22 protein-coding genes are annotated in these 20,994 nt (G+C 62.9%); 10 read left to right on the top strand and 12 right to left on the bottom strand.

Going from position 1 to position 20,994, the window contains the following annotated elements:
• Positions 1 to 28 precede the first annotated feature (28 nt).
• The 3 genes from sbmA to ACFOJ9_RS09130 all read right to left on the bottom strand — a co-directional run bounded on the left by sbmA (position 29) and on the right by ACFOJ9_RS09130 (position 2,908).
• A complete protein-coding gene (sbmA, locus tag ACFOJ9_RS09140; RefSeq protein ID WP_378978579.1) occupies positions 29 to 1,288 on the bottom strand; it encodes a peptide antibiotic transporter SbmA in 1,260 nt (419 codons plus the stop codon).
• 113 nt (positions 1,289 to 1,401) lie between these two features.
• Positions 1,402 to 2,562, bottom strand: a complete 1,161-nt coding sequence (locus ACFOJ9_RS09135) for a YbfB/YjiJ family MFS transporter (protein WP_378978578.1) — start codon at positions 2,560 to 2,562, stop codon at positions 1,402 to 1,404.
• 118 nt (positions 2,563 to 2,680) lie between these two features.
• Entirely contained in the window at positions 2,681 to 2,908 is a 228-nt protein-coding gene (locus ACFOJ9_RS09130) for a hypothetical protein (RefSeq protein ID WP_378978577.1), read from the bottom strand.
• Positions 2,909 to 3,002: 94 nt separating this feature from the next.
• Here ACFOJ9_RS09130 and ACFOJ9_RS09125 point away from each other — a divergent pair, with 94 nt between their 5' ends.
• Genes ACFOJ9_RS09125 through ACFOJ9_RS09115 form a run of 3 tightly spaced genes read left to right on the top strand, consistent with a single transcriptional unit; the run spans position 3,003 to position 5,624 of the window.
• A complete protein-coding gene (locus tag ACFOJ9_RS09125) occupies positions 3,003 to 3,995 on the top strand; it encodes a LysR substrate-binding domain-containing protein (RefSeq protein WP_378978576.1) in 993 nt (330 codons plus the stop codon).
• Positions 3,992 to 5,248, top strand: a complete 1,257-nt coding sequence (locus tag ACFOJ9_RS09120; RefSeq protein ID WP_378978575.1) for an aminopeptidase — start codon at positions 3,992 to 3,994, stop codon at positions 5,246 to 5,248. The genes ACFOJ9_RS09125 and ACFOJ9_RS09120 overlap by 4 nt, the downstream gene beginning before the upstream one ends.
• A 19-nt stretch (positions 5,249 to 5,267) precedes the next feature.
• Positions 5,268 to 5,624, top strand: coding sequence for a DUF488 domain-containing protein (locus tag ACFOJ9_RS09115; RefSeq protein WP_378978574.1), 357 nt, complete (start codon positions 5,268 to 5,270; stop codon positions 5,622 to 5,624).
• A gap of 256 nt (positions 5,625 to 5,880) precedes the next feature.
• Here ACFOJ9_RS09115 and ACFOJ9_RS09110 read toward each other — a convergent pair whose 3' ends face one another.
• Positions 5,881 to 6,228 carry an ArsC family reductase gene (locus ACFOJ9_RS09110; RefSeq protein WP_378978573.1) on the bottom strand — a complete coding sequence of 116 codons (348 nt, stop codon included), beginning with the start codon at positions 6,226 to 6,228 and terminating at the stop codon, positions 5,881 to 5,883.
• A 147-nt stretch (positions 6,229 to 6,375) separates the two neighbouring features.
• Between ACFOJ9_RS09110 and ACFOJ9_RS09105 the strand changes: the two genes are divergently transcribed.
• Entirely contained in the window at positions 6,376 to 6,732 is a 357-nt protein-coding gene (locus tag ACFOJ9_RS09105; protein WP_378978572.1) for an ArsR/SmtB family transcription factor, read from the top strand.
• Entirely contained in the window at positions 6,729 to 7,208 is a 480-nt protein-coding gene (locus ACFOJ9_RS09100) for an SRPBCC family protein (protein ID WP_378978571.1), read from the top strand. Before ACFOJ9_RS09105 ends, ACFOJ9_RS09100 begins: the two co-directional genes overlap by 4 nt.
• Positions 7,209 to 7,308: 100 nt before the next feature.
• Here ACFOJ9_RS09100 and ACFOJ9_RS09095 read toward each other — a convergent pair whose 3' ends face one another.
• From ACFOJ9_RS09095 to ACFOJ9_RS09060, 8 genes are all read right to left on the bottom strand, one after another.
• Positions 7,309 to 7,662, bottom strand: a complete 354-nt coding sequence (locus tag ACFOJ9_RS09095) for a SnoaL-like domain-containing protein (protein WP_378978570.1) — start codon at positions 7,660 to 7,662, stop codon at positions 7,309 to 7,311.
• A 114-nt stretch (positions 7,663 to 7,776) separates the two neighbouring features.
• Positions 7,777 to 8,385 carry a 2'-5' RNA ligase family protein gene (locus tag ACFOJ9_RS09090; RefSeq protein ID WP_378978569.1) on the bottom strand — a complete coding sequence of 203 codons (609 nt, stop codon included), beginning with the start codon at positions 8,383 to 8,385 and terminating at the stop codon, positions 7,777 to 7,779.
• A gap of 97 nt (positions 8,386 to 8,482) precedes the next feature.
• Positions 8,483 to 9,568 carry an ABC transporter ATP-binding protein gene (locus ACFOJ9_RS09085; protein WP_378978568.1) on the bottom strand — a complete coding sequence of 362 codons (1,086 nt, stop codon included), beginning with the start codon at positions 9,566 to 9,568 and terminating at the stop codon, positions 8,483 to 8,485.
• Positions 9,558 to 10,166, bottom strand: coding sequence for a cupin domain-containing protein (locus ACFOJ9_RS09080; protein WP_378978567.1), 609 nt, complete (start codon positions 10,164 to 10,166; stop codon positions 9,558 to 9,560). Before ACFOJ9_RS09080 ends, ACFOJ9_RS09085 begins: the two co-directional genes overlap by 11 nt.
• A gap of 266 nt (positions 10,167 to 10,432) precedes the next feature.
• The gene (locus ACFOJ9_RS09075) at positions 10,433 to 11,527 is read right to left on the bottom strand and encodes an ABC transporter substrate-binding protein (protein ID WP_378978566.1); all 1,095 of its coding nucleotides are present in this window, start codon (positions 11,525 to 11,527) and stop codon (positions 10,433 to 10,435) included.
• Positions 11,512 to 12,378 (bottom strand): ABC transporter permease, encoded by an 867-nt coding sequence (locus ACFOJ9_RS09070; RefSeq protein ID WP_378978565.1) that lies wholly within the window; start codon positions 12,376 to 12,378, stop codon positions 11,512 to 11,514. Before ACFOJ9_RS09070 ends, ACFOJ9_RS09075 begins: the two co-directional genes overlap by 16 nt.
• The gene (locus tag ACFOJ9_RS09065) at positions 12,375 to 13,259 is read right to left on the bottom strand and encodes an ABC transporter permease (protein ID WP_378978564.1); all 885 of its coding nucleotides are present in this window, start codon (positions 13,257 to 13,259) and stop codon (positions 12,375 to 12,377) included. The genes ACFOJ9_RS09070 and ACFOJ9_RS09065 overlap by 4 nt, the downstream gene beginning before the upstream one ends.
• Before the next feature lie 104 nt (positions 13,260 to 13,363).
• The gene (locus ACFOJ9_RS09060; RefSeq protein ID WP_378978563.1) at positions 13,364 to 14,647 is read right to left on the bottom strand and encodes an NAD(P)/FAD-dependent oxidoreductase; all 1,284 of its coding nucleotides are present in this window, start codon (positions 14,645 to 14,647) and stop codon (positions 13,364 to 13,366) included.
• 174 nt (positions 14,648 to 14,821) lie between these two features.
• Here ACFOJ9_RS09060 and ACFOJ9_RS09055 point away from each other — a divergent pair, with 174 nt between their 5' ends.
• From ACFOJ9_RS09055 to ACFOJ9_RS09035, 5 genes are all read left to right on the top strand, one after another.
• The gene (locus ACFOJ9_RS09055) at positions 14,822 to 15,973 is read left to right on the top strand and encodes a fumarylacetoacetate hydrolase family protein (RefSeq protein ID WP_378978562.1); all 1,152 of its coding nucleotides are present in this window, start codon (positions 14,822 to 14,824) and stop codon (positions 15,971 to 15,973) included.
• Positions 15,974 to 16,222: 249 nt separating this feature from the next.
• The gene (locus ACFOJ9_RS09050) at positions 16,223 to 17,761 is read left to right on the top strand and encodes a sugar ABC transporter ATP-binding protein (RefSeq protein ID WP_378978561.1); all 1,539 of its coding nucleotides are present in this window, start codon (positions 16,223 to 16,225) and stop codon (positions 17,759 to 17,761) included.
• Positions 17,758 to 18,714: an ABC transporter permease gene (locus ACFOJ9_RS09045; protein ID WP_378978560.1), complete on the top strand. Its 957-nt coding sequence runs from the start codon at positions 17,758 to 17,760 to the stop codon at positions 18,712 to 18,714. Before ACFOJ9_RS09050 ends, ACFOJ9_RS09045 begins: the two co-directional genes overlap by 4 nt.
• A gap of 236 nt (positions 18,715 to 18,950) precedes the next feature.
• On the top strand, positions 18,951 to 19,886 hold the full coding sequence (locus tag ACFOJ9_RS09040; protein WP_378978559.1) for a substrate-binding domain-containing protein: 936 nt from the start codon (positions 18,951 to 18,953) through the stop codon (positions 19,884 to 19,886).
• Positions 19,887 to 20,004: 118 nt separating this feature from the next.
• A complete protein-coding gene (locus ACFOJ9_RS09035; protein ID WP_378978558.1) occupies positions 20,005 to 20,991 on the top strand; it encodes an ABC transporter permease in 987 nt (328 codons plus the stop codon).
• The last annotated feature ends 3 nt before the right edge of the window (positions 20,992 to 20,994 follow it).

Here is a 20,994-nt window from a genome sequence, read left to right as displayed (position 1 = left end):
CCCGTTTCGATTTCCAAAACCTCGGTTTTTAGGCTGGGTCCTCGGCGCTCTGTCTTGCCAGATAGCGCTGGTCGATTTCAGGCAACGGCTCGCCTTGCAGCGTCGCTTCGAAGGCACGCAGGCGCTTGTGGACCGATTGCAGCTCGACGATGGTCGACCAGGACGTGAGCAGAAACTGCAGCGACCCCGTCACCTTGCCAAACGCGTTCGATATCTGGTTCAGCGCACCGAAGGTTATCTTGTGCGCCACCAGCGAGGGACCGAGGATCAGCAGCGAGAAGATGTTGTCAGCCTGCAGGTAGGTGTAACGAACGACGTTGAAATAGATGTAGTGGAAATAGAGCCTGAAATAATTGTGGCGAACATTCTCGAACAGCTCGGCAGTGGTGGCTGGCTGGGCCCGGTCCGCGTGATCCTCGCCGTAGACGAGTTCCTTGCGGTAGGCGGCTTCGACACGCTGGTTGCGGAACTGCAGCCCTGGAAGTTTCAGACCGGCAACCATGACCGAGATCGTTCCGAACAGACACCAGGCAAGGGCTGCGACAACCAATGGCTGCGGGATCGCGCCGATAATCGGCAGCTCGGTGATATGGGCCTGCAACTGGATCATGACCGGCAGGAATGCGATCAAGGTCATGATCGACTGGACGAAGCTGGAGCCGAGATCTTCCATGATCTGCGAGAACCGCATCGTGTCTTCCTGGATACGCTGCGAGGCACCCTCGATATGGCGTAGCCTGCTCCAGTTCTCGACGAAATAATTGTTCATCGCCGTGCGCCAGCGGAAAATCCAGTGGCTGACGATGAAGGCATTGACCACCTGCACATTCATGCCGACCAGCGCGAGCCATGAAAAATCGGCCAATCCGACATAAAATTCGCTGTTGGTCGACTTTCCAGTCCCCGACATCAGTCCCTGTACGTAGTCGAAGAAAGGCCCGTACCAGGCGTTGACGGCGACACTGACCTGCACATTGAAATAGATGAAGAACAGGATGACCGAGGTCATCAGGATCGACCAGCGCTGCCACGGATGCGGCGAATACCAGCTCCAGAATGCGTAGAAGACGGCCACGCAGAACGCGAAATAGAGATAAAACCATAGAAACGGCGGCGACATGAGGATCGCGATGCCGATGATGGGCGGCGCGCCGGCCACGGCCGGCGGCAATCCCAAAACCGCGCCCAATTGTTCACCACCGAAAAACCAGAACAAGATCGCCGCAAGGCTCCAGACGGCGGCCGAAGTGAAGAAGAGCTTCGGCTGCGGGAAAAAGGATACGAACACTGTGGCGAATTCCTCGATCTAGGCGCAAATCAGCTGACGGCAGCGGGCATAAAGTCACACATTAGTCGGAAAGAAAATGCCTGTGCCCGATGCCCGGCACAGCAAGCCCACAATCATGGCGATTTTGGCGCAGCCGACCATGTGATGGCGCCGGAGACGACCAGCGCGACCGCCGCGGTGATCGAGGCGAGGAAGAAATCGCCGGACATTTGCGCCAGAAATCCGGCGGCGACCGGACCGATGATCTGGCCAAGGCCGAACGCAGCCGTCATCAGGGCAAAGACCCGGCGCGGCGCCTGCGGTGCCAACTGTCTGGCTGCCTGCAGGCCAAAGGCGGTAATGGCAATGAAGGTGCCGCCGAGCAGCACGCCGCCAAGCAGCGGCCCGGTGCGCCCGCCAATGGCGACGCTGGCGGTGACGCCGACAACTTCGATGAAGCATGCCAACGCATAGGCGGCATAGAGCCCGATCCGAGCGGCGATCTTCTGCCACAGCCAGACCGAGGGAAAGCCGGCAAGACCGGCGACCATCCACACGATGGCCTCGAAGACGCGGCTGCCGCCGCCTTGCCGAACGATGGCGACCAGGAATGTCGCCGTCACCACGTAGCCGAAGCCGAACAGGCCATAGGCAATGATGACCTTGACCAACGACCGGTCCATCCGCAAGGCCGGCTCGCGGACGACTTCGCCATTGCTGAGCGGACCCTCGCTGACCAACAACACCACGAGGACGAAGCCGCAAGCCGAAATTGCCGCCGACCACAGCCAGCCCGCCGCCCAGCCTGCATGTTCGGTGACGAGCACCGCCATCATCGCGGCGGACACCGCGATGCCGAGACCGACACCGCCGAAATGCCACGCTTGCAGGTCGCTGCGACCGGCAGCGTTTATGTGGCTGAAAACGATGCTGGCCATGAACACCATGACGAAGGCGCTCGCCAGACCGGCGAGAAAGCGGATGACGAGAAAGGCGGCCATGGCATCGGTCAGCCCCATCAGCGCGGCAAGGACCGCACTGGCGCCAAGCCCCGCCAGCATCAGCAGGCGCTCGCGTCCATGCGCCCATCCGCCCGCCGCGGCAAACGCGCCGACGAGGTAGCCGAGATAGTTGGCCGAGGCGATCCATCCGGCAGCGGCCGGCGACAGATGCAGGTCCTCCATCATGCCGGGCAGGATCGGCGTGTAGACGAAACGGCCGATGCCCATGGCAACAGCCATGGCAACCATACCGGCGAAAGCGAAACGCAGCGCTGTTGAGGCGACGGATGTCATTGCAGTGCACAATAAGTGCGCGAGCCGGTGAAACAATCCGCCTTTTGTTGGGCCAGGGCAGCCGCAGGGCGCCGTGATCGCCTGGACTTGTGCTTAAATCGGAAGGCGCGTCATCCGCTCAGCAGCGCCCGCCGAAACCGGCATGCAATGAAGCCGTCTCGTGCACTGTCCGCCGCGCCGTCAGCCTGAACGGCACGTCGCCAAGTTCGCGCTCCGACATGGTGTTCAGCACGGGATGCGAAAGCGGATCGGTCAGCCATCTCTGCGCCTCGCTCTCCCGGCCCGGATCATGCGGCCTGCCCGCAGCGAAAAAGACCTTCAGCGACGACGACAAGGTCCTTAGCATTTCCGGCTCCACAGGTCTGTCTCCCTGATAAAGTCTGCCGTTTCGATATCTCTTTCAATTGAGATTTCAGCCGGATCGGTTTAGAAAAACTCAAATGGCCATGCTCAACCGCGTTCATCTCAACGGCCTTCGCGCCGTCGAAACCGTTGCCCGTCTCGGTTCGCTGGCGGCGGCCGCCGGTGAACTCAACGTTTCCGTCAGCGCCGTCAGCCAGCAGATAAGCCGCACCGAAAAGCAGCTTGGCCAGGCGCTGTTCGAACGAACGGCGAGCGGTCTCGTTCTGACCGAATTCGGCGCCGTCTTCGCGGCCCGCCTTGGTACTGGATTTCGCGAGCTTGCCCAGGCCGTGGCGCTGGCCGACGAGGCGACGCAGTGCACATTGGTGGTTTCGGTGGCGCCGGCCTTTGCCTCGAAGTGGCTTTTGCCGCGACTGTCGCGCCACTTCGACCGGCATCCCAACGTGCTGCTGCGCATCGACGCATCAGTGCGGCTGGCCAATCTCGATCACTCGGACATCGACATCGCCATCCGGCTCGGCGACGGCAAATGGCCGGGCGGGCGCACGGAACTGCTCTTGGCGCAGGAAGTCTTCCCGGTCTGCGCGCCGGCGATCGCCAAGAAACTGAAGTCGATCGAAGACCTTGCCCAGACCTGCGCGATTACCGACGAGCGGGCAATGATCAACTGGGAAAGCTGGTTCGAGACAGCCGGCGTTCCACCCGTCACCTTCCTGAAGGGGGCGCGTTTCACCGACCCGATGCTGTGTCTGGAATCGGCGATTGCCGGCCACGGCGTGATGCTGGGCTGGCAATTGCTCGCCGCCGATGCGCTGGCCGATGGGCGGCTGGTGGCGCCTTTCGGAATCCGCGCCCAGAGCGGGCTCGGCTATTGGCTGGTGACCTCCAGCACCAAGGCCGAAAGCGGCAAGGTCCGGGATTTCAAGGCCTGGATCAAGGAAGAGATCGAGGCAACCATGGTGCAGTTCGGATCGGCAACCACGGGACCCGCCGGCGCGATCGCGGTGGAAAGCGCCGTGGCGCCGCTCTATGGTGAGTCGGACATCAAACTACGACAGGCAGGATCATGACCACACATTCGCGCGGCGTTTCCGCATCGATCGACCCGGTGAAGCTCGACAGGCTGGCGGAAGTCGCCATCAAGGTCGGGCTGCAATTGCAGCCAGGACAGGATCTGGTGCTGACATCCTCCATCGCGGCACTGCCGCTGACCAGGCGGATCGTCGAGCACGCCTACAAGGCCGGTGCCGGCCTGGTGACGCCGATCTTCAACGACGACGAGATGACGCTGGCGCGCTATCGCTTCGGCGCCGATGCGAGCTTCGACCATGCCGCCGGCTGGCTCTATGAAGGCATGGCGAAAGCCTTTTCCAACAATGCGGCAAGGCTGGCCGTGCGCGGCGAGGATCCGTCGCTGTTGTCGGCGCAGGACCCGGCGAAAGTGGCGCGCGCCAACAAGGCCAATTCGATGGCTTATCAGCCGGCGCTGGAAAAGATCACCGGCTTCGACATCAACTGGAACATCGTCGCCTATCCGGACCTCGCCTGGGCCAGGCAGGTTTTTCCGGAAGACAGCGACGACGTAGCCGTAGCCAAGCTTGCCGACGCCATCTTCGCCGCGTCGCGGGTGGATGTTGAGGATCCGATCGGCAACTGGAAAGCGCACAACGCAGCGCTGCGCAGCCGCACCGAATGGCTCAACGGCCATAATTTCCATGCGCTGCACTTCACCGGGCCTGGCACCGACCTGACGGTTGGGCTGGCGGACGGCCATGAATGGATGGGCGGCGCCTCGACTGCCAAGAACGGCATCACCTGCAATCCCAACATCCCGACGGAGGAGGTCTTCACCACGCCGCATGCAAGGCGGGTCGAGGGTCATGTCTGCTCGACCAAGCCGTTGTCCTACCAGGGCACGCTGATCGATGAGATCTCGGTGCGTTTCGAGGAAGGCAGGATCGTCGAGGCCAAGGCTTCGAAGGGCGAGGATGTGCTGAAGAAGGTGCTCGATACAGATGAGGGCGCGCGCCGCCTCGGCGAGGTGGCGCTGGTGCCGCATTCCTCGCCGATCTCGGCGAGCGGGCTGTTGTTCTTCAACACGCTGTTCGACGAGAACGCCGCCTGCCACATCGCACTCGGCCAGTGCTATTCGAAGTGCTTCGTCGACGGCGCCTCGCTCAGCCAGGACGAGATCGCGGCGCGCGGCGGCAACAAGAGCTTGATCCACATCGACTGGATGATCGGTTCGGACAGGATCGACATTGACGGCGTTCACAAGGACGGCGCCCGCGTGCCTGTCATGCGCAAGGGCGAGTGGGCCTGACCTGCATACGGAGGGTCCGATGGCCTTCGACCTGAAGGTCAAGCGTATCTACGAGCCACCCGCGCCCGATGACGGGCAGCGGGTTCTGGTCGACCGCATCTGGCCACGCGGCATCAGCAAGAAGGACGCCGCGCTGGCGCTGTGGTTGAAGGACATCGCGCCGAGCGACGAGTTGCGCAAATGGTTCGGCCACGAGCCGGCGCGCTGGGCGGAGTTTCAGGAGCGGTATGGTGTCGAGCTGGATGGGAATGGCGAGGCGGTGAGTGAATTGCGAGGCTTGATCAGCCACGGCAAGGTGACGCTGCTCTATGGCGCGCATGATGAAGCGCATAACAATGCGGTGGCGCTGGCGGGGTATCTCGTCGAAAGGGGTTGAGGTGCGCCTACGTTCTGCAACGTTGGCCATTGGCGAAAGCCGCGGCGACATCTGATCTCCCCCCTTGCGGGGGAGATGTCCGGCAGGGCAGAGGGGGGTGCTGTCCCTCAGACCTGCCATCTATTCGCAGCGACTTGAGACAGGTTTGCGCCGGAACGAAATTCGTTAGAGGCCGGCGATCCTTCACACCCCCCTCTGGCCTGCCGGCCATCTCCCCCGCAAGGGGGGAGATTGGCAGCGTCAATGTCTCGCTACGCTACTTCACCGCCGCTTCATAAACATCGGCCTTGAATCCAACCAGAACCCGGTCGCCGACCTCCAGCACCGGCCGCTTGATCATGGTCGGTTTGGCCAGCATCAGCGCCTTGGCCCTCTTTTCGTCGAGGCCCTGCTTGTCCTTGTCCGCCAGTTCGCGGAACGTCGTGCTCGCCTTGTTGAGCAGCTTTTCCCAGCCGACCTTGCCGACCCAGCCATCCAGCCGCTTGGCGTTCAGCCCCTCTACCCTGAAATCGTGAAACCGGTAGGCAACGTCATGGCCCTCCAGCCAGACGCGCGCCTTCTTGACCGTGTCGCAGGTGGTGATGCCGTAGATGGTGATCGTCAAAACAGTGGCCCTTCCGATTTCGAATCTGACCGCAGATTAAGGACGCTCCGCGCGCTTTGCCAGCGCTCCCCGGCATGCCTTCGGTTTTGCCCTTGCCAACACTAAGGAATTTTCCTAAGTGTTTTGACAGCGCCTCGGGACCAACCAATGACAAGCCTCCAGACCACAACTCCGAGCCCTCCACCGATCGACGGCATCTTTCGCGCTCTTGCCGACCCGACGCGACGCCGCGTTGTCGAGCGGTTGAACCGCAGCCCCGCTTCGGTCAGCGAACTCGCAGAACCTTTCGAGATGGCGCTGCCGTCCTTCATCGAGCATCTCAAGGTGCTTGAGGTCTGCGGGCTGGTGCGCTCGCAAAAGACCGGCCGGGTCAGGACCTATGAACTGGCGCCCGAGCCGCTGAAGCTTGCCGAAAACTGGCTGGCCGAACAGCGCACGCTTTGGGAGCGCCGCCTCGACCAGTTCGACGCCTATGTGATGACCCTCAAGGAGACAGAAAAATGAGCTATCCCCTCAAGCCGGATCCCAGACTGGACCTCGTGCTGGAGCGCGTCATCGATGCGCCGCGCGAATTGCTGTGGCGCGCCTGGACGACGCCGGAGCATGTCAAGCAATGGTTCACGCCGAAGCCCTGGATGATCACCGACTGCGAGATCGACCTCAGGCCGGGCGGGCTGTTCCGCACGCGCATGCAGTCGCCAGACGGCAAGGAGGTCAACGACCGCCATTGTTGCTATCTCGAAATCGTGCCGAACGAGCGGCTGGTGTGGACGGACGCGCTGCTGCCGGGCTACCGGCCGTCCGGAGAGCCGTTCATCACCGCGGTCATTTCCCTGCAGCCGGACGGTAAAGGAACACGATACACCGCCACCGCCATCCACCGCGACGAGGCGACCCGCAACAACCATGAAGAGATGGGTTTCTTCGACGGCTGGGGCACGGTGGCCGATCAGCTTGCGCAGTATGTGAAGACGATTTGAGCATCCCACATGGCGGCCAGGACATCGTCCCGACCGCCATGTCTATTTTCGACCCTGCAACGAGGAGAGCAAGCTCCCGGAAGCCGGTGGCACCGCGGCCTCAATAATAGAAGCGCTCTTCGGCGATCCTGCCGTTCTTGACCGTGTAGAGGCCGACTTCATCCATGGTGACACGCTCGCCGGTAGCCTTGGGCGTTATGTCGAACTTGAAGCGCACCGCGAACTGGTCGCCGTTGACATAGGGACCCTCGACCGAGCCGCCATGCACTTCATTGTTCTCCTGCCACCACTGGCCCTTCTGCCTGAGAGCCTCCTTGCCACGGGCGATAGCCATTGGCCCCTCCATGGCTTCGTAGCTGACGATATCGTCGGCGTTGTACTTCTCAGCGGCACTCTCGTTGTCGCCCTGCTTGAGCAGCTCGGTGAAATCCTTGGCAATTTCTGCGATGGTCATTTGTGTTCCTCCTGTTCAGACGCACTGCAAATAGGGAACGGCCTGCTGGCCTGCCATCGTCGGACCGTGCGGTAGCTGACAATCCGTGTCAGGACGGATCGACCAGCTTGCGAACTACGATGCCAACGCTAAAGGCCAACGATCCAGGAAGAGGTACTTTCTCAGACCGCGCAAGCTGTGAACAAAGGTAAAGTCATGGGCAACGAAGCTGATCGGTTCGATGGGCTGCCGAGGGATGAACTTTTGATCGTAAGCAAGTGTCAGATGCGGAACGAAACGATCCGATGCTTTGAGCCCATTCCTGAGCGTCTCGACACCAAGCAATTTGTGGAGTTCGAAAACCGGTCCATCATCGGCTAGAAGCACAAACGGGCGATGAGGTGGCCTGCCCCTGGTCGCTGGGCGACCTGGAAAGCTGCCGACATGGCCAAACGTGACCTCGAAAGCAGGCATGCGGACACGCTGGCCCGATCGTAACCCGGCAAAGACGGTCTTCGACCGCAGCCGCCTGTAGTCGCCAGCATGCTGCAGACTCAGATGGAACCGTTCAACCGACAGCAGCGACCCAACTATTCCGTGTTGATGACAAAGCTGGGTCCGCAGATCGGCGAACGGACCATAGTACTCAGGCTGCAAAAACAATCCGAAGAAGGCACGATCCGGCCGCTTTGGTTGCCACGGCGGCACTGGTATGCCGAAATCGAATTCACCTTGCCAATACATATGCACACGCCCGGCGAAGAACGCTCCTATTTTCCTCTATCTCTAGAACAAAACAGGAACAATTCTTGGAGTCAAGCGTGGATTTGATCCGATGAGACTAGCTTGGAAGCATCGGGCAATTGGCGCCACGGCGCAGGCTGATATGCGCCACGTCGCCGGCGCTGAATTGAAAACCCTCGGCCTGGCGCGGTGCATCGATGACAACAGGTGCGCCCTCCCCGAGTTCGGCATGCAGGCGCAGCGTGCGGCCATGAAAGACGATGCTGTTGACGCGTGCCGGTGCGGTGCCGGGCGCGGCCTCGGTCATCGCCAGCAAATCCTCCGGGCGCACGCCAATGGTCCGCACCTCGCCTTCGCCGGGTGACTGGCCGGTTTCAGAAATAGCCTCCAGCGGCAGGGTGCCGGCGGTGAACCGCAAGCGATCGCCATCGCGGCCGATAAACCGTGATTGCAGGAGATTCATGGTGCCGATGAAGCTCGCCACAAACTTCGTGGCGGGCCGGTCGTAGAGCGTGGCCGGCGGTGCGATCTGCTCGATGCGGCCCTTGTTCATGACGACGATGCGGTCGGAGATCGACAGCGCTTCGGTCTGGTCGTGGGTAACCATGACGAAGGTGGTGCCGAGCCGCGACTGCAGCCGCTTCAGTTCGACCTGCATCTGTTCGCGCAGATGCGCATCGAGCGCCGACAGCGGCTCGTCGAGCAGCAGGACGCGCGGCTCGCAGACGATGGCGCGCGCCAGTGCGACACGCTGGCGCTGGCCGCCCGACAGTTCGGAGACGCGGGCGCCGATCTTGTCGGCGAGGCCGACCATGTCGAGCGCTTCGCCGGTGCGCTTTGCCTGCTCTGCACCAGATAGTTTGCGCAGCGAGAGGCCGAAGCCGACATTTTCGGCGACATTCATGTGCGGGAACAGCGCGTAGTCCTGGAAAACGGTGTTGACCGGCCGGTCGAAGGGCCGAAGGGCCGTGATATCGCGACCATCGAGCAGCACCTTGCCGCTCGACGGGCTTTCGAAGCCGGCGATGACGCGCAGGCTGGTGGTCTTGCCGCAGCCGGACGGGCCGAGCAGCGTGATGAATTCGCCGCTGATAATGTCGAGATCGACGGCGTCGAGCCCGATGATGCCGCCGGGAAAGATTTTTGAGACCGCCTGCAGCCGCACAAGTGGATCAGGCGCCATCGCGAACCTCGGACGGCTTCGTGGTGTTGACCCAGAGGATCTGGCAGCGCTCGGCACCCGGATTGCGGAAGGCATGCAAAAGCGTGCTCTTGAACGCAAAACTATCGCCGGCCTTCAGCACGTAATTTGTCGAATCCACCACCAGTTCGACCTCGCCGGCCAGCACGAAGCCGAATTCATGGCCGGCATGGGCATAGGCCTCGGCCGTGCCGCCGCGGGCTTCCACCGTCACCAGCATGCCGGTCAGTGTCGCGCCCGGCGGCGACAGCAGCGCCTTGGCAATGCCTTCCGATTTCACCGGGATGGCACGGCGGCTGTTGGCACGCACGCAATAGAGGTCGTTGACGGCATCGTTGCCGTCGGCGATCAGCGCCGACGGCTCGATATCGAGGGCGGCGGCGAGCGGCCAGATCACCTTGACGCGCAGCGAGGACATGCCGCGCTCGATCTGGCTGAGCGCACCGATCGACACACCGGCTTTTGCAGCAAGATCGGCCAATGACAGGTTGCGCTCGAGCCGCAGCGCCCGCACGCGCCGGCCGACCCGCACATCGGCATCGTCCTTCGGCTTTTTAACCGCTTCATCCAGCATGTCCATCGGTCGGTCCTCGTCTTGTTCCCTTCTCCCCTTGTGGGGTGAGAAGCGGTTCGCGCAGCGAATGAAAAGCCAATTGCTTGGCTTTTCGAGCTTCGAACGCCCTGAGCCTGCGAAGGGCCGGGCGTGGTTAGTCGATCCACCCTGCCGGGTCCCCGCTGCTTCGCAGCGTCCCGGCGTTCGCCGGCCTTTCATCGTGCCACTGGCACGATGAATTCGCTTACGCGAACCGGCTGCTCACCCCACAAGGGGAGAAGGAAGACTTCAACTTACCCGCCTGCCTTGACCTTTTCGAACATCTTGGCGAGGTCGTCATTCTGTTTCATCGGTCCGGTGAAGATGGTGGTCTTCAGCATCACCTCGGGATCGGACGGCAGTTGCAACTTCTCCAGTTCCTCCTTCGGAACCGTGGCAAAGGCGGAGCTCAGCGAGCTGCCATAACCATAGGCCTCGATCAGGTATTTGCCGGAGTCGGCGTCCAGCCGGCTGTTGATGAAATCATAGGCGAGATCGACATTCTTGGCGTCCTTGAGCATGACGAAACCGCAGGCCCAGGTCAGCATGCCTTCCTTCGGCTTCATGAACTCGACCGGCACGCCTTGCTTTTTCAGCGAGGTGGCCGACGCGTTCCAGGTCATGGCGGCGACCAATTGGCCGCTGGCCAGCGCCTGTTCTACCGAGGTCATGTCGGTGGTGTAGTTGGAGAGCAGCGGCCGCTGCTCTCGCAGCTTCTCGGCCACCTTGTCCATTTGCTCCGGCGTCATGTCGAACGGATTGACGCCGGCGAGCAGCGCCGCCACCACAGGCGTGTCATGCACGGCGTCGATCGTCGCCATACGGCCTGCATACTGCTTGTCCCATAGAAGGTTCCAGCTCGCTTCCGGGTTCTTCACCAGATCGGTGCGGTAGAGGATCGAGGTGTTGCCCCAGTCCCACGGCACCATCCAGACCTTGCCGTCACCGGCCTGCAGGTCGGGCAGGTTCTTGAACACCGGGAAGATCGAATCCCAGTTCTTGATGCGTTTGGTGTCGATCGGTTGCAGCAGGCCTTCCTTGTTCCAGCGCGCCACCTTGTCATAGCAGGGATGCGCAATGTCGGGGCGGAAGCCGGCCTTGACCTTGGTGAAGGCGTCGTCGTCGTCACCGAAGATGGAGGCCTCGACGCCATCGGGATGTGCGGCGAGGAAGCTCTTGTTGAAGTCGGGCAGTTCGTAGCCCGACCAGGTGAAATATTGCAGCTTGTCGCCGGCGAAAGCGACGGTCGACGACAGCGCCAATGCCAGGGCGGCCAGGCCAGCCCGGACCGTCTTTCCAGATTTCAGGTGGCCAGATTTCAGGTCGCCAGATTTCAGGTCGAATGCCATTGCAGTTCTCCTCTCTTGGTTTGTTTTGGTTGTGATGGATCGGCGGGCGCCGGTGCGGACAGGCCGCGATGGCGCAGGATTTCGGCTGCTGCAGCAATGACAAAGGACACAGCCAGGATCGATGTGCCCAGCGCCATGACCGTCGGCAGCGACTTTGGAAAACGCAGCTGGCTCCAGATGTACAGCGGCAGCGTCGGCTCGGTGCCGGCCAGGAAGAAGACGACGATGAATTCGTCGAACGAGATCAGGAAGGCCAGCATGAAGGCCGAGACGATCGCCGGCAGGCTGAGCGGCAGCATGACCCGCCGGAATGTGGTCCAGTCGGAGGCACCGAGATCGAGAGCCGCCTCGCGAATGGTTTTCGGGATGGCGGCGAAGCGGCTGCGCATGATCACCACCGTCGTCGGCAGCGCGACCAATATGTGGCCGAGAACGATGGCGATGCGCGATGGCCCCAGACCGATGAGGTTGATGAGGATCAGCAGCGATATGCCGACGATGACGCCCGGGATCAGGATCGGCAGCCGGGCGATGGCGCTGATGGTGGTGGCCAGCGGCGAGCGGCCATAGAGGTCCATGTAGGACACGGTGATGCCGCACAGCGTCGCACCCGTGGCGGCAATGGCACCGATGACGAGGCTGTTCAAGAGCGCGCCGGTCAGCGCCGAATTGCCGAACAAAGTCGCGTACCATTGCAAGGTAAAGCCTTGCAGCGGAAACGCCACCTGGATCGAGTTGTTGAAGGAAAACAGCGGGATCAGCAGGACCGGCAGATAGAGAAAGACCAGATAGGCGACGACGTAGACGCCAAGCCAGCCGCCGCCTCGCTGTGTGTGCCGCCCCTCGCTCATGTGCGGCTGCCAAATCTGCGGTCGGCGAAGCGCGCGACCAGCACCACGCAGAGGATGACCAGCATCACGGCAACGGAGAGTGCAGCGCCAAACGGCCAGTCATTGGCCTTGCCGAATTGCGCCTGGATCAACGTGCCGATCATGGTGCTGGCCGGACCGCCGACGAGCGCCGGCGTGACATAGTCGCCGACCGTCGGCACGAAGACGACAAGGGCTGCCGCCAGCACGCCTGGCATCGAATTGGGCAGCACGACACGGCGGAAAGAGGTGAATGGCCGCGCGCCGAGATCGGAAGCGGCCTCGATCAGCGATTTCGGGATCGTGTCCAGTGCCACATAGATCGGCAGGATGGCAAACGGCGCATAGGCGTGCGCGAGCGTGACGACGACGGCGGCCGGCGTGTTGAGAAAGGCCAATGTCGGCTCGGACCAGATGCCGCTTTCGATCAGCGCCGAGTTCAGCACGCCGTTATAGGCCAGCACGATCTTCCAGGCGAAGACGCGCAGGAGATAACTGGTCCAGAACGGCAGCGTCACCAGGAACAGCAGCAGGCCGCGCCGCCGTCCGGCGTGGAAGGCAAGGTAGTAGGCGACGGGATAGGCGGTGACGACCGTCGCCAGCGTGACCAGAGCGGCAATGACCAGCGAGCGCAGCGTCACCGTCCAGTACAGCGGATCGGACACCACGGTGACAAAATTCGCCACGGTGAAGCCGGCGCCGAGCAGCGAACCGTCATTGTTGCGGAAGGCCAGGAAAAGCACGAGGCCAAGCGCAAACAAGATCAGCAGCAAGGTGACCAGCGCGCCCGGCAGCAACATGGCGAACCGGAAGCCCGATGAAGACCGGGCCTCTGGCGCTGATGTTGCAACTAGGGTCGACATCGACCTGCCTATCGGAAATTTGAAATTAGCCTAGAGTTTTTCATATTCATGAAACTGTCAAGCAGAATCCCCTAACGGAATCCCATGGAGATGAATTGCCCTGGTCAGCGCTCCAGCGCATCGAGCAGGCGATACCAGGCGATGGTTGCGGCGACGCCGACCTGGCGGAAGGCGTGGAGCGGGATCGGCCGGATCGGCGAGACCGGGAATGGCAACTGCCTGGCGTCGCCACTTTGGAGGTAGCCAGCGATGCGCTCGCCAAGCGCGGTCATTAGGCCGACACCACGGCCCTGGCAGCCGACCACGGCCAACAGGCCTTGCTCAGGCTCGTGGATGTGCGGCAGATGGTCCGGCGTCATCGCCACCCGGCCGAACCAGCGCCTCTCGATGGCGACGTCTGATAGCATGGGATAGAGCCGCCGCAACGCCCGCTCGAGATGCGCCCAGTCACTAGTGCTCGTCGGCAAGGCCATGCGACCCCGCCCACCAAGCACAAGCCGGCCATCGGCGCTCTTGCGGTAATAGACAAGGATGCGACGGGAGTCCGACACCGCCTGCCCTTCCGGCAGGATCGTGGCCGCTAGGTTGGGCGGCAACGGCGCTGTGGCGATCTGGAAGGAATGCAGCGGAACGATCGTCTCCGCGAGCCCAGGGATCAGTCCGTCCGTATAGGCGTTGGTCGCCAGCACGACTGCCTTCGCCTGCAATTCCAGGCCATTTTCGGTCGAAATACGCCAAACACCTGCGGCATTGGCGAGCCGCACGACCTTTTCGCGCTCAGCTATCCTCACTCCAGCCGCGGCCGCGACACGGGCGAGTTCCGACGTATAGGCAAGCGGATCGATCACACCGGCGCGGCGGTCGAGCCAGCCGCCGAGATAGCCCTGGGCACCGGTCATCGCCGCGATCTCAGCTGCGCTCAAAAGCCTAACATCGGCGCCGCGCGCCCGCCATTGCCGGTCGCGGGTCGCCGCCGCCTTCAGCGCGACCTCGGTGTGCGCCGCCTGGATCCAGCCATTGCGAACGAACGGCACCGCCAGCTTCTCGTCGCGGATCAGTTCGAAGACCGCATCAGCCGTCGACGCCGCGAAATTGACGAGCGCCTCGCCGCGCTCCGGACCAAAATGCTCCAGCAACCATTCAGGATCGTATTTCAGACCGGGAATGACCTGGCCGCCATTCAGGCCCGATGCGCCCTGGCCGATCTCGCCAGCCTCCAGCACCTGCACCGACATGCCAAGCCCGGCGGCATGCAAAGCCGTCGACAGACCCATGATACCGCCGCCGACAATGACGACATCGGCCTTTTCGCCGCTGGGAAAAAGCGATTGAAACCTGGAAGCCGCTTGCGGCTTGCGCCAGATCGGATCGGAGAATGGTATGGGCAAGGGTCACCTGAAGCGCTGCGTCGAGTGAAAATTCTAGTCAGAATTTCACAATTTTGAAAGAGCGCTTCAGTTTTCCGATTGCCAGCGACGGGATAGACCTTTGACGGGAATCCGGTGAAAGTGCCGCGCCGATCCAGCCAGCCGCATTGTCGATCATTTCAGAGGACGAACGCCATGACGAACCAGACGCATCTGCCCACTGATGGCCTTTTTGTCGGCCGCGTCAGCAGCGCCTCGCATCCGCTGGTGGTCACGGTGCGCGATGGCACCGTCTTCGACATCACGTCGCGTGCGGCACCGACTGTGCGCGACATCTGCGAGATGCCGGATCCCGCCGCTCATGTGTTATCGGCCAAGGGCAGAGCGATCGGATCGCTCGATGACATCGCCGCCAACAGTTTTGAGACCAAGCGCGATCCGGCAAGGCCGTACCTGCTCTCCCCGGTCGACCTGCAGGCCGTCAAGGCGTCGGGCGTCACCTTCGTCGTCAGCCTGCTGGAACGGGTCATCGAGGAACAGGCGCGCGGTTCGGCGGAGAAAGCCGACGCCATCCGCGCCGACATTGCCGGACTGATCGGCCACGATCTGTCGAAGCTGAAGCCCGGCTCGCCCGAAGCGATGGAGATCAAGGCCAAGCTCATCGCGCGCGGCGCCTGGTCGCAATATCTGGAAGTGGGCATCGGCCCCGATGCCGAGATCTTTACCAAATGCCAGCCGATGGCCTCGGTCGGCTTCGGCGCCGATGTCGGCCTGCATCCAGTGTCGACCTGGAACAATCCGGAACCGGAGATCGCCATGATCGCCGCCAGCAGCGGCAGGATCGTCGGCGCCACAATCGGCAACGACGTCAATCTGCGCGACGTCGAAGGGCGTTCGGCGCTGCTGCTCGGCAAGGCCAAGGACAACAATGCCTCGGCCGCCCTTGGTCCCTTCATCCGCCTGTTCGACGACAAATTCTCGATCGACGACGTCAAGCGGGCCGTCGTGCGCCTGAAGGTCGAGGGCGAGGACGGGTTTTCGCTGGAGGGCGCAAGCTCGATGGCCGAGATCAGCCGCTCGCCGGAAGAGCTGGTTGCCGCCGCCATGGGGCCGCACCACCAGTATCCGGACGGGCTGGCGCTCTATCTCGGCACTATGTTCGTGCCGTCGAAGGATCGCGGCGAGAAGGGCAAGGGGTTTACCCACAAGGTCGGCGACATCGTCACCATCTCGTCCGAGAAATTCGGCGCGCTGGTCAACCGGGTGCGGCTGTCGCCCGACTGCCCACACTGGACCTACGGCGCCAGCCATCTCATGCGGGATCTGGCGAAGGCCGATCTGATCTAGGGCTTGCCGATCTTCAGGTGATGCCGGCCTGCGAATGGCGGTTTCCTGCGCTTCCGGTACTCACGTACCCAAATGTACGCTCCGTTCCGGTTCTCGGAACCCACCATTCTCGACTCGGCCTGACCTGAATCTCGACAAACCCTAACCGGCTTTCGCCCCGGATCACCATCAACACAATTTTATGCGAAAGCCGGGTGACTGCGGATGCAATCCGCTCCAAGATCGCGACGCGGTCGGGGGGCCGTCCGTATGTCCGATTCGCCGATACTGTTGGTGCGCACTATCGCCAAGCGCTTTGGCGGCACGGTCGTGCTCGAAGACATGACCCTTGCGGTCGAGCGCGGCTCGATCCACGCGGTGGTTGGCGAAAGCGGCGCCGGCAAATCGACGCTGATCAAGGTGCTGGCGGGCATCGTCCGGACAGACAGCGGCACTATCGAGTTTGACGGCAAGAAGGCAACGATCAGCAGCCCCAATGCGGCGCGAAAGCTTGGCATCGGCGTCGTCCTGCAGCAGGCCGGGCTGTTTGCGGAGCGCCCGGTGCTGGCCAATCTGTTCGTCAACCGCGAACCGCTGCACAACGGACTGATCTCGCGGCGCGAAATGGAGGCGCGCAGCCGTGACTTGCTTCGCCAGCTTGGTCTCGTTGTCGATGTCCACGCCCGGCTCGGCGAGTTCGGGCCGGGTGAGCGGCAACTCATCGCGATCGCCCGCGCTCTGCTGGAAAACCCGAGACTGCTCATCCTCGACGATCCTCATTCGGCGCTCGACCGGCGTGAGACAGATCGGCTGTTCGCGGTGCTGCGGGGGCTGAAAGCCAAGGGCATGAGCATGCTCTACGCCTCGAACCGGCTGGAGGATGCGCTGGCCATTGCCGACCAGCTGACGGTCATGCGCAACGGCCGCGACGTGCTGTCAAAGGCGCGACAGGAGCTGACGACGTCGGAGGAAGCGATGATCGGCCAGTTGCGCCAGTCGCTGTTCCCGCTGCCGCTCCGAGCCATGCCGACGCTTGCCGGCACGCTGCGGCCGCAACTCGCGGTTTCGGGGCTTGGCGGCGGCAGATTGTCCGACGTCAGCTTCACGGCGCGCGCGGGCGAGATCGTCGGCCTTGCCGGGCTTGCCGGCTCCGGCGTGTCGGACCTGCTTGCCCTGTTGTTCGGACAGCAAAAGGCACGCGCGGGCAGAGTGCGCTTCCCGGACGGGGACGGCTTACCGAAGACCCGCACCGAAGCGGCGCGGCGCAACATCTGCATGATTTCAGGCGAGCGCGGCAACGGGCTGATGCAAGACAAGTCCATCGCCTTCAACCTGGCGAACGTCGTCGTCGGCGCACGCGACTGGGGGTCGCGCTGGTATTCACCCGTGATGGCGCTCGGCCGCGCCGCGCGGCAGATCGAGGCGCTGCGCATCAGGTCCACTCCGGAGACGCCGGCGGGCTCGCTGTCGGCCGGCGGCCAGCAGAAGGTGATCATCGCCAAATGGCTGGAAATCGGCCCGCAAGTGGTGCTGCTCGACGAGCCGGCGCGCGGCATCGATATCGGCAGCAAGCAGGAAATCTATGCGTTGATCCGGCAGATGGCGGCCAGCGGCTGTATCGTGCTGCTGCATTCGAGAGAGTTGTCCGAGCTGACCGGTTTGAGCGATCGCATCCTTGCCTTCCACCAGGGCCGGCTCGCGGGCGAGATCGCCGGCGCCGACATGGATGGCGGGAGGCTGCTGCAGCTGATTGCGGCAGGCGAGGCAGAGGGCGAAGGCCGACAGACCAGTCGCGAGGGCGTTGCATGACCAGAACCGATACCGCACCGCCGCTAGCCGGGTCGGCGAACCGTAAGCCGAGACGTAGCATTCGGCTGCCGGCAGAGACCGGTGCCGCTGTCGGGCTCGCCGCCCTGCCCGGCCTGCTGGCGATCGGCATGGTGTTCGTGCTCACCATGCGCGACATCGACCTTTCGGCGGGCGCGGTGTTCCATCTCGCGGCGGTTGTCGCCAGCCTTTTGATGGTTTCCGGCATCGACCCGTGGCTTGCCGCCCTGGTCGGGATCGCGCTCGGCGCCGCCCTCGGCCTCATCAACGGGCTGCTGGTAATCACGCTGCGCCTGCCGGCCATGGTGGTGACGCTCGGCACCTGGTGGATGATCGAGGGCCTGTCGCTGGTGGCCGGCAAGGGACAGACGATAGCACCGCCCGGCGCAGACAGCGGTTTCTTCACGACGCTCTCCGGCAAGGCCTTCGCGGTCGTGCCGGCGGCTTGCATCGTTTTCGTCGTGCTGGCATTGGCGATGCACGTCGTGCTCCACCGCACCCGCTTTGGCTACCGGGTCCAGGCCGTCGGCAGCAACCGCCAGGCCGCTGCCTATGCCGGCATTCCGACGCCCGAGGTGCGACTGCTGACGCTGGTGCTGATGGGTGCGATGGCCGCGCTGGCCGGCGTGATCCATGTCGGCGCCCAGGGCGCCATCGCCCCCGGCTACGGCAGCGGCTTCGCGCTGCTGGCGATTGCGGCGGCCATCATCGGCGGCACATCGCTTTCGGGAGGGCATGGCAGCGTCGTCGGTGCGGCGATCGGTGTCCTGATCGTCCAGATGATCCTAAGCGCGGTGACGTTGCTTGGCGTCGATGCCGCATGGAGCACCTTCGCCACCGGCGCCCTGACCGTGCTCGCGCTGGCGTTCGACCGGCTGTTCAGGCTGTGGCGCAACCGGCACGCCGGACACGGCGAAGACAATCTGCTCGGCTGAGCCTCGACACCAATTATCCGACAGTCGGAAAATCACCTGAACTGATGCAATCTGATGGGAGCGTTGATGGCGCCTCGTCAGACGACAACTACATCTGCAGATGGAGGCTTGCCATCCGTCGAAAAAGGGAATGCTCTGACGCATCCAACCGGCGCTGGCAAAAGACGCAATCCGGCGGTCGCCGGAATACAAGGGACGGATTTTGAACTGACCATCTACAAACGGGAGGAAATCAAATGCTGACACGGCTAAGACTCGTTCTATACGGCCTGTTGGTGGCGCTGACGATTGTTCCGGCGGCGGCACAGGCCAAGACGTTCTACTGGATTTCGCATGGCGGGCCGGCCGATCCGGTATGGACCTACTTCCTCGCCGGCGCCAAGCAATGGGCCAAGGACACCGGCAACACCGTCAACACCTCGTTCCACAATGGCGATGTGGCCTCGCAGCAGGAAGCGGTTCGCGCCGCCCTCGCCGCCAAGGCCGATGGCATCGTCACCACGAGCCCCGATCCGGGCAGCCTGATCGAGATCGTCAAGGAAGCGCGGGCGGCCAAAATCCCGATCATCAATTTCAACACGCCCGATCCGAAAGCCGACTTCAACGCCTATGTCGGCGGCGACAACGTCACCTTCGGCAAGCACTGGGCGCAGTATCTGGTCGACAAGGGCCTGGTGAAGAAGGGCGATTTCGTCTGGATGCCGGTCGAGATCCCGGGCGCCACCTATGGCGTGCAGGAAGAAGAAGGCATCAAGAGCGTCTTCGAGCCGCTCGGCGTCACCTATGAAATCACCGAAGCGACGCTCGACCAGGCCGAAGCCATCAACCGTATGGTCGACTACCTCACCGCCAACAAGGCCAAGGTCAAGGCAATCATCGGTCTCGGCGACCTGGTGACCGGCTCGATCAAGCGGGTGTTCGACCAGGCCGGCATCAAGCCGGGCGAAATCCCGGTGGTCGGCTGGGGCAACTCACTCGACACCACGCAGGAAGTGCTGACCGGCTACGTGAATGCCGGCCAGTGGCAGGACCCGCAGGCGACCAGCTATGTCGCGCTTTCGCTTGCCAATATGGCTGCCAGCGGCATTCCTCCGGGCTTCAACGTGATCACCGGCGCGCTCTACGAAAAGGACACCGCGCAGGTCTACGACGACATCCTGTCCGGCAAGTAACATCCCAACCCTAGCAGTCGCGATCGCCCCGGCGGTCGCGGCTGGCTTCCCATTTCGCCGAGCCCTTCGCACGCGGATGTGCAAGGCTCAGCCTTTCCACTCATGTCGCGGGTTGCTCGTGGAAAATCGTTCGCTCATCCAACGCCTGATCGCGCGGCCTGAATTCGGCCCCTTCGTGCTGCTCGTCGTCGAGATTGCCGTTTTCTGGGGCTTCAATCACGACTTCCTGTCGCCGCAGAACATCTCCAACACGCTGGCCTTCACGGTCGAACTCGGCCTGATCGCGCTGGCGATGACGCTGTTGATGACGTCGGGCGAATTCGACCTCTCGGTCGGCTCGCTGTTCGGTTTCTCGCCGGTGCTGATGTGGACGCTGTTCAACAGTGGCCTCACCTCGCTGGAGGCCGGCTTTGGCGCCGCGCTGCTGGTCGCTGCCTGCATCGGACTGGTCAATGGCTGGTTCGTGACGCAGCTCAAGATTCCATCCTTCCTGGTGACGCTGGGCATGCTGCTGGTGGTGCGCGGCACCGCCCTTTTCGTCACCGATGGTTTTCCGCAGCGCACCTGGAGCGCCGAAGGCAGCTGGCTGGCGGAGGCGCTGGTCGGCGACTTCTTCATCGGGCCATTCCGCATCTACATGTCGCTGTTCTGGTTCATCGCCGCGGCCATCGCGCTTGGCTACGTGCTGACGCAAAGCCGAACCGGCAACTGGATTCAGGCGGCCGGCGGCAACCCCAGTGCGGCGCGCGCCCGCGGCGTCAATGTCAGCGGCGTCAAGATCGGCCTGTTCGTGCTGTCGTCGGTCATGGCGTCGCTCGCCGGCGTCATCTCTTCTCTGCGCACCTCGGCCGCCAACCCCAACAGCGGCACCGGCTATGAACTCGAAGTCATCGCCATGGTGGTGATCGGCGGTACAGCACTAACCGGCGGGCGCGGCACCATCATCGGCACCGTGCTCGGCATCCTGATCCTGCGCGTGATGCGCAACGGCATCGTGCTCATCGGCGTGCCAGGCCTTGCCTACAACATCTTCATCGGCGCGATCATCCTTGGCATGATGGCGCTCCATTCATGGCTGGAACGCCGGCATCAGGCGGGGACTTGAACC

The sequence above is a fragment of the Mesorhizobium cantuariense genome (assembly GCF_042647205.1).
Taxonomy (GTDB): Bacteria; Pseudomonadota; Alphaproteobacteria; order Rhizobiales; family Rhizobiaceae; genus Mesorhizobium; species Mesorhizobium cantuariense.
This window is presented reverse-complemented; position numbering and strand designations above follow the sequence as displayed.

Coding starts and splice junctions, on each gene's coding strand:
- ACFOJ9_RS09135 (WP_378978578.1), bottom strand. CDS start 2,562: ATGACATCCGTCGCCTCAACAGCGCTGCGTTTCGCTTTCGCCGGTATG.
- ACFOJ9_RS09130 (WP_378978577.1), bottom strand. CDS start 2,908: ATGCTAAGGACCTTGTCGTCGTCGCTGAAGGTCTTTTTCGCTGCGGGC.
- ACFOJ9_RS09125 (WP_378978576.1), top strand. CDS start 3,003: ATGGCCATGCTCAACCGCGTTCATCTCAACGGCCTTCGCGCCGTCGAA.
- ACFOJ9_RS09120 (WP_378978575.1), top strand. CDS start 3,992: ATGACCACACATTCGCGCGGCGTTTCCGCATCGATCGACCCGGTGAAG.
- ACFOJ9_RS09115 (WP_378978574.1), top strand. CDS start 5,268: ATGGCCTTCGACCTGAAGGTCAAGCGTATCTACGAGCCACCCGCGCCC.
- ACFOJ9_RS09105 (WP_378978572.1), top strand. CDS start 6,376: ATGACAAGCCTCCAGACCACAACTCCGAGCCCTCCACCGATCGACGGC.
- ACFOJ9_RS09100 (WP_378978571.1), top strand. CDS start 6,729: ATGAGCTATCCCCTCAAGCCGGATCCCAGACTGGACCTCGTGCTGGAG.
- ACFOJ9_RS09095 (WP_378978570.1), bottom strand. CDS start 7,662: ATGACCATCGCAGAAATTGCCAAGGATTTCACCGAGCTGCTCAAGCAG.
- ACFOJ9_RS09090 (WP_378978569.1), bottom strand. CDS start 8,385: ATGTATTGGCAAGGTGAATTCGATTTCGGCATACCAGTGCCGCCGTGG.
- ACFOJ9_RS09085 (WP_378978568.1), bottom strand. CDS start 9,568: ATGGCGCCTGATCCACTTGTGCGGCTGCAGGCGGTCTCAAAAATCTTT.
- ACFOJ9_RS09080 (WP_378978567.1), bottom strand. CDS start 10,166: ATGGACATGCTGGATGAAGCGGTTAAAAAGCCGAAGGACGATGCCGAT.
- ACFOJ9_RS09075 (WP_378978566.1), bottom strand. CDS start 11,527: ATGGCATTCGACCTGAAATCTGGCGACCTGAAATCTGGCCACCTGAAA.
- ACFOJ9_RS09070 (WP_378978565.1), bottom strand. CDS start 12,378: ATGAGCGAGGGGCGGCACACACAGCGAGGCGGCGGCTGGCTTGGCGTC.
- ACFOJ9_RS09065 (WP_378978564.1), bottom strand. CDS start 13,259: ATGTCGACCCTAGTTGCAACATCAGCGCCAGAGGCCCGGTCTTCATCG.
- ACFOJ9_RS09055 (WP_378978562.1), top strand. CDS start 14,822: ATGACGAACCAGACGCATCTGCCCACTGATGGCCTTTTTGTCGGCCGC.
- ACFOJ9_RS09050 (WP_378978561.1), top strand. CDS start 16,223: ATGTCCGATTCGCCGATACTGTTGGTGCGCACTATCGCCAAGCGCTTT.
- ACFOJ9_RS09045 (WP_378978560.1), top strand. CDS start 17,758: ATGACCAGAACCGATACCGCACCGCCGCTAGCCGGGTCGGCGAACCGT.
- ACFOJ9_RS09040 (WP_378978559.1), top strand. CDS start 18,951: ATGCTGACACGGCTAAGACTCGTTCTATACGGCCTGTTGGTGGCGCTG.